At 32.4% G+C, this 16,405-nt stretch carries 10 protein-coding genes; all 10 read left to right on the forward strand.

Annotated elements, in window-relative coordinates:
* The first annotated feature begins 24 nt into the window (after positions 1-24).
* The 10 genes from E0H99_RS09020 (at position 25) to E0H99_RS09065 (ending at position 16,402) form a co-directional block, all read left to right on the forward strand.
* Positions 25-849 carry a CheR family methyltransferase gene (locus E0H99_RS09020; protein WP_131994078.1) on the forward strand — a complete coding sequence of 275 codons (825 nt, stop codon included), beginning with the start codon at positions 25-27 and terminating at the stop codon, positions 847-849.
* Positions 850-851: 2 nt separating this feature from the next.
* A complete protein-coding gene (locus E0H99_RS09025; protein WP_131994081.1) occupies positions 852-1,445 on the forward strand; it encodes a chemotaxis protein CheB in 594 nt (197 codons plus the stop codon).
* Complete coding sequence (locus E0H99_RS09030; RefSeq protein ID WP_131994084.1) at positions 1,429-5,415, forward strand: response regulator; 3,987 nt, start codon at positions 1,429-1,431, stop codon at positions 5,413-5,415. The genes E0H99_RS09025 and E0H99_RS09030 overlap by 17 nt, the downstream gene beginning before the upstream one ends.
* A gap of 118 nt (positions 5,416-5,533) precedes the next feature.
* Positions 5,534-7,990: a response regulator gene (locus tag E0H99_RS09035; RefSeq protein ID WP_131994087.1), complete on the forward strand. Its 2,457-nt coding sequence runs from the start codon at positions 5,534-5,536 to the stop codon at positions 7,988-7,990.
* Positions 7,990-8,427 carry a response regulator gene (locus E0H99_RS09040; RefSeq protein WP_131994090.1) on the forward strand — a complete coding sequence of 146 codons (438 nt, stop codon included), beginning with the start codon at positions 7,990-7,992 and terminating at the stop codon, positions 8,425-8,427. Before E0H99_RS09035 ends, E0H99_RS09040 begins: the two co-directional genes overlap by 1 nt.
* Before the next feature lie 217 nt (positions 8,428-8,644).
* Positions 8,645-12,919 (forward strand): chemotaxis protein CheB, encoded by a 4,275-nt coding sequence (locus tag E0H99_RS09045; protein WP_131994093.1) that lies wholly within the window; start codon positions 8,645-8,647, stop codon positions 12,917-12,919.
* Positions 12,920-13,157: 238 nt separating this feature from the next.
* Positions 13,158-13,406: a hypothetical protein gene (locus E0H99_RS09050; protein WP_235832072.1), complete on the forward strand. Its 249-nt coding sequence runs from the start codon at positions 13,158-13,160 to the stop codon at positions 13,404-13,406.
* Between the two features lie 360 nt (positions 13,407-13,766).
* On the forward strand, positions 13,767-14,102 hold the full coding sequence (locus E0H99_RS09055) for a DUF892 family protein (RefSeq protein WP_131994096.1): 336 nt from the start codon (positions 13,767-13,769) through the stop codon (positions 14,100-14,102).
* Positions 14,103-14,607: 505 nt separating this feature from the next.
* Positions 14,608-15,669 (forward strand): class I fructose-bisphosphate aldolase, encoded by a 1,062-nt coding sequence (locus E0H99_RS09060; RefSeq protein WP_131994099.1) that lies wholly within the window; start codon positions 14,608-14,610, stop codon positions 15,667-15,669.
* 259 nt (positions 15,670-15,928) lie between these two features.
* Positions 15,929-16,402 carry a Dps family protein gene (locus E0H99_RS09065; RefSeq protein ID WP_131994102.1) on the forward strand — a complete coding sequence of 158 codons (474 nt, stop codon included), beginning with the start codon at positions 15,929-15,931 and terminating at the stop codon, positions 16,400-16,402.
* Positions 16,403-16,405 lie beyond the last annotated feature (3 nt).

Raw genomic sequence — 16,405 nt, forward strand, 5'->3', positions numbered from 1 at the left:
AAAACTAAAATTGTTTTAAAAAAAATGCATTATAAAGACACATCAGATTTGGAAATTTCATTGCTATTGGAAGCTATCTATCGGAAGTATGGTTATGATTTCAGAGAGTATTCCCAAGCCCATATCAGGCGTAGGGTTATGAATAGAATGGCGGTATCGGGATTCGAAGATGTTTCTCAAATGCAATCCAAGGTGCTGAATGATGAACCATTTGCTTCCGAACTTTTACAGGATTTATCAATAACAGTAACCGAAATGTTTCGTGATCCTGCCTTTTATAGGTCATTGCGAGAAAAGGTTATCCCTATTTTAAAAACGTATCCATTTATAAAAATATGGCATGCAGGCTGTGCAACAGGAGAAGAAGCCTATTCTATGGCTATCCTTTTGCAAGAAGAAGGCTTGTATGACAGAACTACCATTTATGCTACTGATTTTAACCAGATGGCTTTGAACCGTGCAAAAGATGGGATTTTTTCGAACAAAATGATAAAAGAATACACTTCAAATTATCAATTGTCGGGAGGAAAAGAATCTTTTTCCAGTTATTATACTTCCAGTTATGATAACGTCATTATGAATCAATCATTGAAAAAAAATATTGTTTGGGCCAATCATAATTTGGTAACCGATAGTGTATTTGCTGAAGTACACTTGATATTATGCAGAAATGTGCTGATTTATTTTGATAAAAATTTACAAAACAAAGTCCAGACTCTTTTTTACAATAGCCTCATCAATGGAGGCGTTTTATGTTTGGGTTCCAAAGAAAGTTTACAGTTTACCGATTTGTATGAGGAATATATTGAGTTGGACACAAAACAACGAATATTTAAAAAGAAATATTAAAAATGTATTATGAAGCAATAGTAATAGGGGTCTCTTCTGGCGGCATGAATGCTTTGAAAATTATATTCTCAGCCTTGCCGGTAGATTTCAATATACCAATTATCATAGTCCAGCATGTAGGGGCGCATTCCGATAGCCAATGGATAAAACTTTTAAATGAAAAAAGTCCTCTTGAAATAAAAGAAGCAGATGAAAAAGAGAAAATTGAAAATGGCAAAATTTATATTGCTCCGCCTAATTATCATTTGCTAATTGAAAAGGATAAAACATTTTCCCTTACTATAGACGAACGCGTAAGTTTTGCAAGACCATCAATTGATGTACTGTTTGAATCGGCGGCAGAAGCCTATAAAAACAAATTAATTGGAATTGTTCTTACAGGATCAAATCATGACGGGACAAAAGGAATAACACGAATAAAAGAATGTGGGGGTCTGGCAATTATTCAAGACCCGAAAACAGCAGATTCTGCATATATGCCGAAGTCAGCAATTGCTGCTATTGTACCGGATTATATTTTATCTTTGGAGGATATCGTTGCGTTACTAATACAAATGGATCAACAAAAAGATAATCGGAATGAACTTGACAAATAAGAAAATAAAAATGACCCTTGACAAAAAAATAGTATTAGGATTTATTGCTTGTGCCTTTGTACTTTTAGGAGTTGCGATTTTCTCTTTTAAAAACAGTGAAAAATTTGTGGTTTCAAATGCCTTGGTGAATAATTCCAATAAGGTATTATATGAATTTGAACAAATACTGATGTCTTCCGTTGATGCAGAAACAGGCGTACGAGGTTATGTCATTACAGGCGAAGCCGATTTTTTGGACCCTTTTAGATCTGCTAATATAAAAGCAATCGAACAGCTTGATAAAGTAAAGGAATTAACCAAAGACAATCCCATACAGCAAAGCAACATTGAGGAACTAGCAAAACAGCTCAAGTTGCGTTTTGATAATTTAAACAAAAGCATCGTCCTTCGCAAAAAGGATTTTGAAAAAGCCAGAGAATTTGTTGCATCAGGAGAAGGAAAACAATTACAAGACGAGATAAGAAAAACAATTGATAAAGCACAGGAATCAGAACAAACTTTACTTGCCGAAAGAATACAAATCAGTGAAAACGATGCCAGCAGGTTCAATATTGTTTTTGCTGTTTTATTGTTAATCATTGTTATGATTCTTATCGTTGTATACACTATAGTTGCTGGAAATTTAAAAGCCCTTAAAAGCTCCGAATCAGAAAATGCTAATAAAAACTGGTTGCTAACAGGCAACTCAGAACTTAATGAAAAATTAATAGGAGACCAAAGTATAGCACAGTTGGCAAACAATACCATCAGTTTTTTATGTACGTATCTGAAAGCAAACATAGGAGCTGTTTACCTATTTAATGACAAAGAAAATACCCTGACACTCAGCGGTAAATTTGCCTTTTCAGCTGCTAAAGACACTAAGGAAAATTTTAAATTAAATGAAGGATTAATTGGCCAGGCCGCTTGGGAACAAAAACAAATTTCTTTAACCGATATATCCGAAGATCAAATACGCATTACTTCATCCGTTCTAGACGCAAAACCAAAAAATTTGCTCATAACTCCTTTTTTGCTTGAAGGTAAAACCATAGGCGTAATAGAAATAGGTAAGCTTACTGATTTTAATGAAACAGAGAAGGAATTCATCAGTGTTTCCATGAACAGTATCGCTATCAGCGTTAATACGGTTCAACAAGCTGAAGAAAAAGAAAAAAGAGCCGCAGAATTAGCCATTGCCAACAAAGAATTAGCCTATCAAAATGATGAGAAAGAAAAACGGGCAGCAGAATTAGGAATTGCCAACAAAGAACTAGCCTATCAAAATGACGAGAAAGAAAAAAGGGCAGCCGAGTTAGGAATTGCCAACAAAGAACTAGCCTATCAAAATGACGAGAAAGAAAAAAGGGCAGCCGAGTTAGGAATTGCCAACAAAGAACTGGCTTATCAAAATGACGAGAAAGAAAAAAGAGCAGCAGAATTAGGAATTGCTAACAAAGAACTTGCCTATCAAAATGATGAGAAAGAAAAAAGAGCAACAGAGTTAGGAATAGCCAACAAAGAACTTGCTTATCAAAATGGTGAGAAAGAAAAAAGAGCCTCAGAACTAGGAATAGCCAACAAAGAACTTGCTTATCAAAATGATGAGAAAGAAAAAAGAGCAGCTGAGCTAGGAATAGCCAACAAAGAACTGGCTTATCAAAATGACGAGAAAGAAAAAAGAGCAGCTGAGCTAGGAATAGCCAACAAAGAACTGGCTTATCAAAATGACGAGAAAGAAAAAAGAGCTGTAGAGTTAAGTTTTGCAAACAGAGAGCTTTTGAATCAAGCGGAAGAACTTCAAATACAGCAGGAAGAGCTCAGACAACTGAATGAAGAGTTAGAGCAACAGGCGCAAAATCTTAAACAGCAGCAGGAAGAACTTCAAATGACCAATGAAGAATTAGAAGAACAGACTCAGTCATTAGAAGAGAAAAACAAAGAAGTTGAAGCCTCAAAAAATAACATTGAACAAAAAACAAAACAACTTGAAATTAGCAGCAAGTATAAATCTGAATTCCTTGCAAATATGTCGCATGAGTTGAGAACACCACTTAATAGTTTGCTTATTCTATCCAAAGATTTGTCAGAAAACAGAAAGAAAAACCTGGATGATGTTCAGGTTGAAAGTGCTGAAATAATTTATAAAAGTGGACATGACCTTCTTGTGTTAATTAATGAAGTGTTGGATCTCTCCAAGATTGAAGCAGGAAAAATGGCGGTAAATATTGAAAAAGTATCACTGAAAAACTTTACAGATAATCTCCTTCGCGATTTTAAACATCAGGCGGAACAAAAAGGATTGAAGATACTTTGCAAATTGGCCGCAGGTTTACCCGAATTTATCCACACCGATTCACAACGTTTGAATCAGATATTAAAAAATCTTTTATCTAATGCTATAAAATTCACCGAAAAAGGAAGTGTAATTATACGTATGGACCCAAATACGGACACTACTTTGAACATTTCTGTTGCTGATACAGGAATTGGAATATCAGAAGACAAACAGACAGCCATATTTGAAGCTTTTCAGCAGGCCGAAGGCGGTACTTCCAGAAAATATGGCGGTACAGGATTAGGACTTTCTATTTCACGGGAACTTGCAAAATTACTCGAAGGAGAAATAAAAGTAAAAAGTAATTTAGACAAAGGATCCACTTTTTCACTCATTATTCCATTGGAAATACACCCTAGACAAGAGTCAGTCAATGAAATTCCTTTGAAACCTATTTCGTATGCACCACGCTCCGAAAATAAGATCAACTATCTAAATTATCCAACCATAAAAGATGATAGAGATACAATAAACACAGATGATAAAATAGTTCTCATTATTGAAGATGATCAAAATTTTGCTGCCATACTTTTAAAACAAGCCAACAAAAAAGGATTCAAATGTTTGTCGGCTTCTTCTGGAGAAGATGGTCTATTGCTTGCTTCAAAATACAAACCTCAAGCAATCATTCTCGATATGGGTTTGCCAGGAATCAATGGGAAACAAGTATTACATGAATTAAAAGTAAATCCTTCCGTAAGGCATATACCGGTGCATATTATTTCTGCAAATGACCGTTCGCTGGAACCAATCAGAGAAGGTGCAGTAGAATATCTAATGAAACCGATATCTAAAGATGGTCTGGAAGAAGCTTTTAACAGAATTGAAAATTTTGTGAATAGAAAAATAAAAAACCTGTTGATTATTGAAGACAGTGAAAATTCCAGAAAAGCAATGAAAGTACTCATTGGTAATGGTGATGTAAAATGTTATGAAGCAGCAACAGGAAAAGAAGCTTTGGAATTGTTTGAACAGAAGCATATCGATTGTATTATTCTGGACATTGGATTGCCTGACATGACTGGCTTTGAACTTATCCATAAACTGGAGGACATAAAAGGTCATAACTTACCCCCTATTATTGTTTATACCGGAAAAGAGCTTACAAAAGAAGAAAATAATCTGCTTCACAAATATGCGGAAAGCATTATTATAAAAGGGATAAAATCCGAAGAACGATTGCTGGATGAAACTGCTCTTTTCCTTCACCGAACCATCAGCAATTTACCGAAATCAAAACAAATGATTATTAATAATTTGCATGATAAAGAAGCTATATTTCATTCAAAAAAAATATTATTGGTTGATGATGACATGCGAAATGTTTTTGCATTATCCAAAATATTACAAGAACGTGGAATGGAAGTCATAAAATCAGAAAACGGGAAGAATGCATTAAATATGCTGGAGGTGCATACTGACATTGATCTGGTATTAATGGATATTATGATGCCGGAAATGGATGGCTACGAAGCAATGAAACGAATACGATCTCAGATAAAATTCAGAAACTTACCTATAATTGCCCTTACCGCAAAAGCGATGAAAGACGATAAACAAAAATGTATTGATGCTGGTGCGAACGATTACATCACTAAACCTATTGATGTAGAACGCCTGTTATCATTGATGCGCGTATGGTTAAGTAAATAATAAAACAATAAGACAAAGGCGTTATATCACCGATGTCATTTAAGTTACATTTTTTTGTTGGTATTTTACTATTCGTTAATGAATACTCAACATTCAAACTTTTATTTTACAATTAAAAATGAAAATAAATTGCCCCGTTAAAATTTTATTGGTCGATGATCTGCCCGAAAATTTGTTTGCCTTAGAAATAATACTTTCTAATGAAAATTATTTATGTGTTAAAGCAAATTCAGGTAATGAAGCCTTAAAAATTCTGCTGCACCAACAAGATTTTGCCATCATATTAATCGATGTACAAATGCCGATGATGGATGGTTTTGAAACCGTAGAATTAATTCGCCAAATCGAAAAACTTAAACATGTTCCTATTATTTTTTTAACGGCCAGCATGCATAATTCTCAACAAATTTTCAAAGGATATCAGGCTGGTGCTGTTGATTATATGATTAAACCGATTTCGCCTGAAATATTAAAAGCAAAAGTGGCGGTTTTTGTGGATTTGCATAAGAAAAATCAGGAATTATTAGTTCAGGCAGAACAACTGAAAAAACTTAATACCGATCTTACAGCCCAAAAATTACTTTCTGAATATTCTCTTAGTCTTATAGAAGCAAGTCATGACCCTTTATTTGCAATTAGCCCAGAAGGAAAAATAACCGATATGAATAATGCATCGGTAAAAGTAACGGGTATAGGACGTCCGAAATTAATAGGAACCGATTTTTTTGATTATTTCACTGAACCACAAAAGGCTCGTGAAGTATATCAAAAAGTGTTTGAAAAAGGATTTGTTGCAGATTCTCCATTAATCCTTCGCCATAAAAATGGCAAATTGATTCATGTATTATTCAATGGCTCAGTATATAAAGATGATAAACGGAATGTGCTGGGAGCAGTTATTGTTGCCAGAGATGTGACCAATCAAAAAAGAATTGAAACAGAATTAATTGAAGCTAAAATTTTTGCGGAATTAACCACCGAAATTGCAGAAGAGGCAAAAATAAAAGCGGAAAATGCAACTATTTTAGCGGAAAATGCAGTAAAAGCAAAGCAACAATTTTTGTCGAATATGAGCCATGAAATTCGTACACCGATGAATGCCATTATCGGATTTACAAAAGTGGTCTTAAAAACAGATTTGACAGCCAAACAAAAAGAATATTTAAACGCAATTAAAATGAGTGGTGACGCTTTAATCGTACTCATAAACGACATACTCGATTTGGCAAAAGTAGATGCCGGTAAGATGACATTTGAAAAAACACCTTTTAAAATGAAATCTTCCATATCAGCGATGCTTCATTTATTTGAAACAAAAATTTTAGAAAAAAATTTAAGATTAGTTAAGGAATATGACGACAATATTCCTGATGTTCTTATAGGTGATCCCGTTCGTTTGCATCAAATTATTTTAAATCTGGTCAGTAATGCCGTAAAATTTACTACAGAAGGAAAAATTACGGTAAGTGTTCGTTTATTACACGAGGAAGAAGACAAATTAATTATTGAATTTGCCGTAACTGATACCGGAATTGGTATCCCCGAAGAAAAAATAGGAAAAATATTTGAAAATTTCCAACAAGCTTCTAGCGGTACTTCAAGATTGTATGGCGGAACAGGATTAGGCCTGGCTATAGTAAAACAATTAGTAGAACCTCAAGGTGGAAGTATTCGAGTAAAAAGTATCGTTGAAGAAGGTTCCACGTTTAGTTTTACATTAAGTTTTCAAAAAACAAATTCTGATGCAGAATTAGAAAATGAGATGATGGAATTGGATACTGAAATAAAAAATATTAAAGTATTGGTTGTAGAGGACATTCCTCTTAATCAATTGTTAATGAAAACATTACTGGATGATTTTGGTTTTGCCAGAGATATTGCCGAAAATGGTAAGATAGCTGTCGAAAAACTAAAAGAAAATTACTATGACATTATTCTCATGGACTTGCAAATGCCCGAAATGAATGGATTTGAAGCTACAGAATACATTCGCAATACTATGAAATCAAAAATCCCAATTATTGCTTTGACTGCTGATGTCACAACTGTTGATTTGGCTAAATGCAAAGCGGTAGGAATGAATGATTATATTGCAAAACCTGTTGACGATAAGCTTTTATACAGTAAAATTGTTGGAATATTAAAGAAACCTAAACTCGCAAAACTTACTGCTAAGATTAATGAAAATTTAGAAGATACTAATAGTTCTATGAAAAAAATAAAATGTATTGACTTGGTTTATTTAAATCAAAGAACAAAATCAAATCCAACATTAATGATGGAAATGATATCGCTTTATTTATCCCAAACACCTTCTTTAATTAATACTATAAAACAAAGTTTAGAAGATGAAAATTGGCCATTATTAGGAGCTGCTGCACATAAAATGATTCCATCTTTTTCAATAATGGGTATCAGCACTAATTTTGAAAATATTGCAAAAAAAATTCAGGAATTTGCTCTTGCACAAGAAAAATCAGAAGGAATAGAAGACTTAGTAAAGCAACTTGAGGAAATTTGTTTGCAAGCCTGCAGTGAATTAGAAGAAGAACTTAACTTAATTAAAAATACATAATGACAAAAAACGAAAATAAAATCAAAATTTTCCTTGTAGATGATGATGCGTTATTTTTAAAATCTTTAGAAATTGAATTTTTGGAGAATTCTGATTTTACCGTTGAAACTTATTCTACAGGAGAACTCTGTATAGACAATATTTCAAATAATCCTGATGTAGTAATTTTAGATTATCAACTTGATGGTATCGTAGAAAATGCTATGAACGGAATTGAAACATTAGATAAAATTAAAGCTTTCAATCCAGAAATTCCAGTTGTAATGCTGTCTTCACAAGATAAAATTGAAGTAGCTATAAACTGTATGCACCATAAAGCATTTGATTATGTAGTGAAAAGTGAAACTGCTTTTGTACGCTTGCAAAAAATAATTACTACCATTTTTAAATATCAAAAAATAGAAAAAGAATTAAGTTGGTATATGGATAGAATGTAAATTTTATTGCTATTCCTTGTTTTTATATTGTAACAGCCATAATTTATCAAATCTCTAAAAGTATTACCTTATCTTTATATTAAATATTCGGGAACACACTGTGTTCAAATTTGATTTTATTTTCAAATCGAAGTTTTCAAAATTGATAAAGTATAACTGTTAGACAAAATTTCATAGTCCGTCATTAAAACTATGAATTAAAAATACAAATCTAAAAATGGAATTAGCCCAAAAGTCCTCTCCAAAAAAATTGACACCAGAAAAAAAAGTAGAAAAAAAATCTTTTACAGTTGTAGCAATAGGTGCCTCAGCAGGAGGGCTGGAAGCTTTTAGCCTTTTATTAAAAAATTTACCTCCAGACACAGGTATGGCATATATTTATGTCCAACACCTAAGTCCAAACCATAAAAGTTTACTGACTTCAATTCTTTCTAAGATTACTAAAATGAAAGTGCAGGAAATTGATAATATGGCAAAAATGGAGCCCAATAATCTATATATAATTCCTCCAAATAAAGTAATTGAGGTAATTAACGGGCACATTCAATTACATCCCCGCATTAAAAAAAATGTTCCTAACCTCACCATAGACTTTCTTTTTTCCTCACTTGCTGAAACACACAAAAAAAATGTTATCGGTATAGTGCTTTCGGGATATGCCAGTGACGGTATGATTGGGCTCAAAGCGATTAAAGATGCTGGAGGAATAACCTTTGCACAAGATGAAACGGCTCAAGCCAGCAGCATGCCTAAATCTGCTATTTCATCAGGAGTGGTAGACTATATATTATCTCCTGAAGAAATTGCGCACAAATTAGTTCGCATTAGTCAAAATGATTTTCTTTTAAATGATACTAAACAAAAAGATAAAAAAGAAGAAATTGTCGTTGAAAATAACAACTATGATTTAAACGCAATTTTTGAACTTTTACTTAAACAAACCGGAGTGGATTTTAGTCATTATAAAATGCCTACCATTAAGAGACGAGTAAATCATAAAATGCAGCAATATGGAATAAAAACAATAGAAGAGTATGCAAAACTTTTATTTAAAAAAAATAATGAAATTGAAATTCTTTATACGGATTTACTAATTAATGTAACCAGTTTTTTTAGAGAAACAGAAACCTTCAAGTTTTTAAAAACGAGTCTTTTTCCAAAACTTTTGAACAGTAAATCTTCCGAAGAAACATTGAGGATATGGGTTCCAGCCTGCTCCACAGGGCAAGAAGCCTATTCTATTGCAATGATTATTGCCGAATTACAAGAGAATAAAAAGAATAAGACACCAGTACAAATTTTTGCAACTGATTTAAGCGAACAAGCAATAAGGTATGCTCGTATAGGAGAATATTCGCAAAGTGATATTGATTCTATTCCAAAAAAATATTTGTCCCGTTTTTTCACTAAAGAAGGTGATAATTATCGCATTATAAAAGAACTCCGTGAAATGTGCATATTTGCACCTCACAATATTTTACGCGATCCACCTTTTTCACGAATGGATTTTGTTAGTTGCTGTAATCTTCTTATTTATTTTGATTCAGCTGCACAAAAAAAAGTCTTTGCATCCCTTCATTTTGCATTGAATGAAGGAGGATCTTTAATGCTTGGTAAAGCCGAAAGCATAGGAACATCATCATTACTTTTTACTCTAATAAATAATAAATTTAAAATCTATTCTCGAAAAAATAATTTGGGAGTGAGAAAGATATTTGAATTAACACCCCGTTTTTCGCGTACAAATATGTCAAACAAAAAAACAAATACTCCCTCAAAAAATATAAGCGTAAATCAAGAAAGTTTAGAAAACGCTATTGATTCAACGCTACTTACTAATTATATGCCGGCTTGTGCAGTAGTTAATAAAGACATGGAAATCTTACAGTTTAGAGGCCCCATTTCCTCCTACCTTGAGCATGCTTCGGGGAAAGCCAGTCTCAATATTTTAAAAATGGCGCGACCAGAATTTGCTTTTGAGCTTCGAAATACAATTAATAGAGTAATAGAAACAAAACAATCCGTATACAAATCAGGCATTGAAATAAAAATAGACTCCGTTTTAAGGTTGATGTCTTTTGAAGTTTGCCCACTTAAAATTGAGTGGGACGAACCCTTGCTGCTTATTATTTTTAAACCTCAGGAACAGATAGAAAAATTTATTGAATCGGATTCAGACGGAAAAAATAATGCAACACTAAAAGACATAAAAATAAAAAAACTGACCGAGGAGTTAAATACTACTCGCACAGAAATGATTACTATCATTGAATCACAAGAAAGTATTTATGAGGAATTGCAGGCTGCAAATGAAGAAATAGTTTCGTCAAATGAAGAATTCCAGACCCTGAATGAAGAACTGGAGACCTCAAAAGAAGAAATTGAAGCCACTAATGAAGAGCTTATTTCTACTAACCAGGAATTGCAAATGCGCCATGATTTATTAATAGAATCACATGAATATTCTGAAGCAATTATTGCTACCATTCATGAACCAATGCTTATTCTGAATAAGAATTTCCATGTGATTTCAGCCAACAAGTCTTTTTATAAAAAATTCTTGGTTAATAAAGAAGAAACCGAAGGAAAATTATTATTTGATTTAGGAAACAAACAATGGAATATTTCAAAACTCCGTGAGGTTCTAAATGAAATAATTTTCAAAAATAGTAGTTTCGAAAATTTTGAGGTTACTCACACTTTCTCTGAAATAGGAGAGAAAATCATGCTGCTTAATGCACATCTTATTATTCAAAAAGTTAATAGCGAACAATTAATTCTACTTGCTATTGCTGATGTTACCGATATAAGGAAATTGGCAATCGAACTTCAGGCGAAAGAGAATATTGCTTTAGTTGAACAGCTTGAGGCCGAGAAAAAAATATTGAAAAGGATTCAGGATAGTAAAAAATACTACCGTAACCTGATTCAAAGTTTACCTGTAGCGGTTTATACCTGTGATAAAAATGGATACATACAATTATACAATAAAGAGGCCGTAGAACTCTGGGGTCGCAAACCGGAGATTGGTAAGGATATGTGGTGTGGTTCCTTTAAAATTTCAAATACTGATGGCTCTTCACTTCCTTTGGATAAATGTCCTATGGCAATAGCCTTAAAAGAGGAACGCGCTGTTCTGGAGCAAGAAATTATTATTGAGCGCCCTAATGGTGAAAAACGTTTTGTACTGCCAAATCCAAGGACAATTTTTGATGAAGAAGGGAAATTATCCGGCTGTATAAATACATTAATAGATGTTACGGATCAAAAAAGAATTGAGTCTGAATTAATAGAATCAAAAGTATTTGCCGAATTGGCCACTTTAATTGCTGAAGAAGCTAAAAGTAAAGCCGAAGATGCAACACGAATTGCAGAAGATGCGATGAAAGCAAAACAACAATTTTTGTCGAATATGAGTCACGAAATCAGGACTCCAATGAATGCCATCATTGGATTTACCAGAGTGATCTTAAAAACCGATTTAACTGATAAACAAAAAGAATATTTAAATGCCATAAAAATGAGTGGTGATACATTAATAGCATTGATTAATGATATACTCGATTTAGCAAAAGTCGATGCAGGTAAAATGACTTTTGAACAAAAACCATTCGAAATGGAAGTTTCTATAACTTCAATGCTTCAATTATTTGAAACAAAAATTCAAGAGAAAAATTTAAAATTAGTTACAAATTATGACCCTAAAATACCTGCTGTACTTTTAGGAGATTCTATTAGATTGCACCAAATTATTTTAAATTTAGTAAGCAATGCCGTGAAATTTACTTCTCAAGGTAAAATTATCGTTAGCACCAGTTTATTGTTTGAAGATGAAGAAAAAGTAATTATTGAATTTGCAATTACAGATAGTGGAATTGGTATTCCAAAGGACAATATCGATTTAATATTTGAAAACTTTCAACAAGCTACTAACGGAAGTTCAAGTCTATACGGAGGAACTGGTTTAGGACTCGCTATTGTTAAGCAACTGGTAACATCCCAAGGAGGTAGTATTCGTGTAAAAAGCAAAATTAATGAAGGCTCTACATTTAGTTTTACTCTGCCTTTTCAAAAAACAAAAATAGATACTGAATTAGAAACTACCATAAAAGGATTAGATACAGAAGTAAAAAATATAAAAATATTGGTTGTAGAAGATATGCCACTCAATCAACTATTGATGAAAACAATATTGGATGATTTCGGATTTGAACGTGATGTTGCTGACAATGGAAAAATTGCTATTGAAAAGCTTCTGGTAAAATCATATGATATTATTTTAATGGATTTGCAAATGCCAATAATGAATGGATTTGAAACTACAGATTACATTCGTAACACTATGAATTTAAAAATTCCAATTATTGCTTTGACAGCTGATGTTACAACCGTTGATTTAGAAAAATGTAAAGCTGTTGGAATGAATGATTATATAGCTAAACCCATCGATGAAAAATTACTATTCTCCAAAATTGTTGAGCTAACAAAATAAAATCTAATTTCACTGAACCTCAAAAGGCAATTCAACGGTTCTCAATAATTTTTAATGCAATATTAATCCCTAAATATTAGATTCCCTTATTTTAAGTGTGTGAATGATATAACTTTTATTGGCAATTATGTAACACTTTTAGAGTCTAACTGAAATACATTTGTTCTGTAATCAACTACATAACAAATATTTGAAGATGATTAACTCTAAGTATTTCTCTTTTTTATCAAGTTGACTTTTGACTGTTAAACAGGGAAATAAATTACAATATCAATCTAAAAAAAATAAAATTATGAATCTTAAAAGAATCTTTGGAGCATTACTTACTGCACTTGGAATAGGTGGTCTTATTTATACCGCAGTATTATTTGCTGGAACATCTGGCGACATGACAGATGTTAAATCATTAATTATTTACGGTGTGCTTGGCATTATTTTCTTCGTTTCAGGAATCAGCTTGGTTCGTACCACAAAAGACGAATCATAAAATTACAATTCTGTCTTTGTTTTTATTTTTGATGTTAAGTATCATTTAATTGGAAATCAAAAAATAATTTAGATTACCTTTTAATCTTTATTTCCCCTAATGTTACATTAAGGATTCTTCAAACGAATTTAAACTAAAATCGTTATATTTTACAATACCTATAACTTCTCTCCTCTTTTTTAAAATAGTCGAGAAAGGTTATTTCTACTATGCAAATACCTCATATTGTTTCTTAAACCTTCCTTTTCTATTAATATACATGTGAATCTTACAACTCATTTTAAGAATTATGTAATAATTTTTAGATCTTAAAAACGGAATTTTACTATATAGGATTAAACAACAATTAAATAGAAACTGATGAAAAGTACAGCCACCAAAACTATTAAAAAAGTAAAGTTGCAAGAAGGTAAAGGAAATTCAGAAAATACTATACCAGAGACAAAGCTAAATTGTCGCAATGTTTTTGTAGAGGAGTTAAAAGAAATCTACTTTAGTGAAAAAGCACTAATGATATCCATTCCCGTAATGATTAAGAATGCAACTACTGATGAATTAGTAGATGCACTCAAAGTACATCTGCAATTTACACAAGACCATATAAAACGCTTAGAAGATTTTTTTTGTTCAATAGGCGAAATAGATATTATACTAAAATATGATGCAATGTATGGATTAATTACACCCAAAGAATAAATAAAATAGTAAGAGTCCAGATGCCTAAAACAATACTGCTATTTTGTTAGATAGTCTATTTTCTGGTTTGCCAGGTTGGCGAAACAGCATCAAGAACATAGGGGTTTTCCAACCTTCCGCCTATGACCAACGAATAGGTACACGAGCTTGATACCTGTTAATCAGAACTTTTTAAAAGGCAAAATAATCTAACTTAATTTTTGAGAGCAATTTTATTTATGCAATATAAACCGCATAAATGAAATTGCTTTTAATTTTACAACAAACTCATTTAAAACATCTTACGGTTTAATTTATATCGTTTTCCAACAGACAAATCATTAAATATAATTATCTTTATATCAATTTTTTAAGGTTAAAAAAATATGAAAACATATACATTATTCACATCAAAAAAAGTAGGTTCCATTGATTTAAAAAATAGAATTGTTAGACAATTCATTTTATAAAGGTTAATTAATGTTAAAACGAATGTTTTTTTAAGTCTATTCAAATCAAAGATAAGATGAAAGATATAGCCCAATTATTAGCTTTATTAGGTGATGAAAAAGACTCTTTATTGAATCATGTCTGTAAAACAATTTTGAAAGATCAAATTCGCTTGCCCAATCCATCGCATATAGATACTGTTTTTTTGCAAACTAATCGGAATGCACAAACAATTCGAAGTTTGTCAGAGTTGTATCATCATGGCCGACTTTCTAATACTGGCTATATTTCTATTTTACCCGTAGATCAAGGAATTGAACATACTGCGGGAAGTTCATTTTCTCCAAATCCAATTTATTTTGATCCTGAAAATATTGTAAAATTAGCCATTGAAGCAGGTTGCAATGCAGTAGCTTCAACAATGGGAGGACTTGCCATGTTATCCAGAAAATATGCCCATAAAATTCCGTTTGTGGTAAAAATTAATCACAATGAACTCCTAACCTATCCCAACAAATACGATCAAATAATGTTTGGGAGTGTTCGAGACGCCTGGAATATGGGAGCTGTAGCTGTGGGCGCGACTGTTTACTTTGGTTCAGCCGAATCTGACAGGCAAATTATAGAAGTAGCAAAGGCTTTTGAAGAAGCACATAATTTAGGTATGGCAACCATTCTTTGGTGCTACTCGAGAAATGATGGGTTTATTAAAAACGGTGTCGATTACAATACAGCTGCTGATATTACTGGTCAAGCCAATTACTTAGGTGTTTCTATTCAGGCAGATATTATTAAACAAAAGTTACCAACTAATAACGGTGGTTTTACCACGATACAATTTGCGAAAACAAATCCAGATATGTATACCAAATTAGCCAGCAATCATCCCATCGATCTATGCCGCTATCAGGTAATGAATTGTTTTTCTGGCCGTATTAGTATGATTAATTCAGGAGGTGAATCAAAAGGTGAAACTGATTTGGCCGAAGCCATAAAAACAGCCGTTATAAACAAACGAGCTGGTGGAGCCGGAATGATTATGGGTCGAAAAGCTTTCCAGCGTCCCTTTGGCGAAGGCGTAAAACTTATAAATGCTGTTCAGGAAATTTATCTTGCAAAAGAAGTTTCTATTGCTTAAAACATGTATTTGCAAATTTATTAAACACTTTACAAATAAACTAAAATACTGATTATATAGACCTTACACTACCAAAAGGTGTGAATCATGTAACTTATTTTTACAATTTTATAATACTTTTAGAAAGGAATAAAAGGACCTTTGTAATAATTAGGATACTTTCTTACTTGTCACATACCGTTTAAATAATTCCAAAAAAGAACTGGTATGCAGTCATTAAAAAAGTAGCACAAATTAAATAATAAAAAACATAGAAAATATGAAAGCACAAATTGGAATTACACAAGAACATTTAAAAAATAGCATTTCTATCCTATCGTCAATTTTAGCGAATGAAATGACACTATATGTTAAATTAAGAAAATTTCATTGGAATGTTTCTGGAGAAAGTTTTATGGAATTTCACAAATTATTTGAAGGCCAATATATACAACTGGAAGCGTCAATCGATGAAATCGCAGAACGCATCGGCAAATTAGGAGGGAAAACTATTGGAACGATGAAAGAGTTTTCAGATTTAACAATAATAAAAGAATCACCAAATCATTACCCATCTCAAAAAGAAATGATTAAAGAACTTTTAGAAGATCATGAAACGGTTATCATTCATTTGCGAAAAGATGTTGACATAAGTACTGAAGAAAATAAGGATGCCGGAACGGCAGATTTCCTTACAGGTTTGATGGAAACACATGAAACAATGGCTTGGACACTAAGAAGATATTTAGAATAATAA

It is taken from the genome of Flavobacterium sp. GT3P67 (genome assembly GCF_004349155.1).
Lineage (GTDB): Bacteria > Bacteroidota > Bacteroidia > Flavobacteriales > Flavobacteriaceae > Flavobacterium > Flavobacterium ranwuense.

Coding starts and splice junctions, on each gene's coding strand:
- E0H99_RS09020 (WP_131994078.1), top strand. CDS start 25: ATGCATTATAAAGACACATCAGATTTGGAAATTTCATTGCTATTGGAA.
- E0H99_RS09025 (WP_131994081.1), top strand. CDS start 852: ATGTATTATGAAGCAATAGTAATAGGGGTCTCTTCTGGCGGCATGAAT.
- E0H99_RS09030 (WP_131994084.1), top strand. CDS start 1,429: ATGAACTTGACAAATAAGAAAATAAAAATGACCCTTGACAAAAAAATA.
- E0H99_RS09035 (WP_131994087.1), top strand. CDS start 5,534: ATGAAAATAAATTGCCCCGTTAAAATTTTATTGGTCGATGATCTGCCC.
- E0H99_RS09040 (WP_131994090.1), top strand. CDS start 7,990: ATGACAAAAAACGAAAATAAAATCAAAATTTTCCTTGTAGATGATGAT.
- E0H99_RS09045 (WP_131994093.1), top strand. CDS start 8,645: ATGGAATTAGCCCAAAAGTCCTCTCCAAAAAAATTGACACCAGAAAAA.
- E0H99_RS09055 (WP_131994096.1), top strand. CDS start 13,767: ATGAAAAGTACAGCCACCAAAACTATTAAAAAAGTAAAGTTGCAAGAA.
- E0H99_RS09060 (WP_131994099.1), top strand. CDS start 14,608: ATGAAAGATATAGCCCAATTATTAGCTTTATTAGGTGATGAAAAAGAC.
- E0H99_RS09065 (WP_131994102.1), top strand. CDS start 15,929: ATGAAAGCACAAATTGGAATTACACAAGAACATTTAAAAAATAGCATT.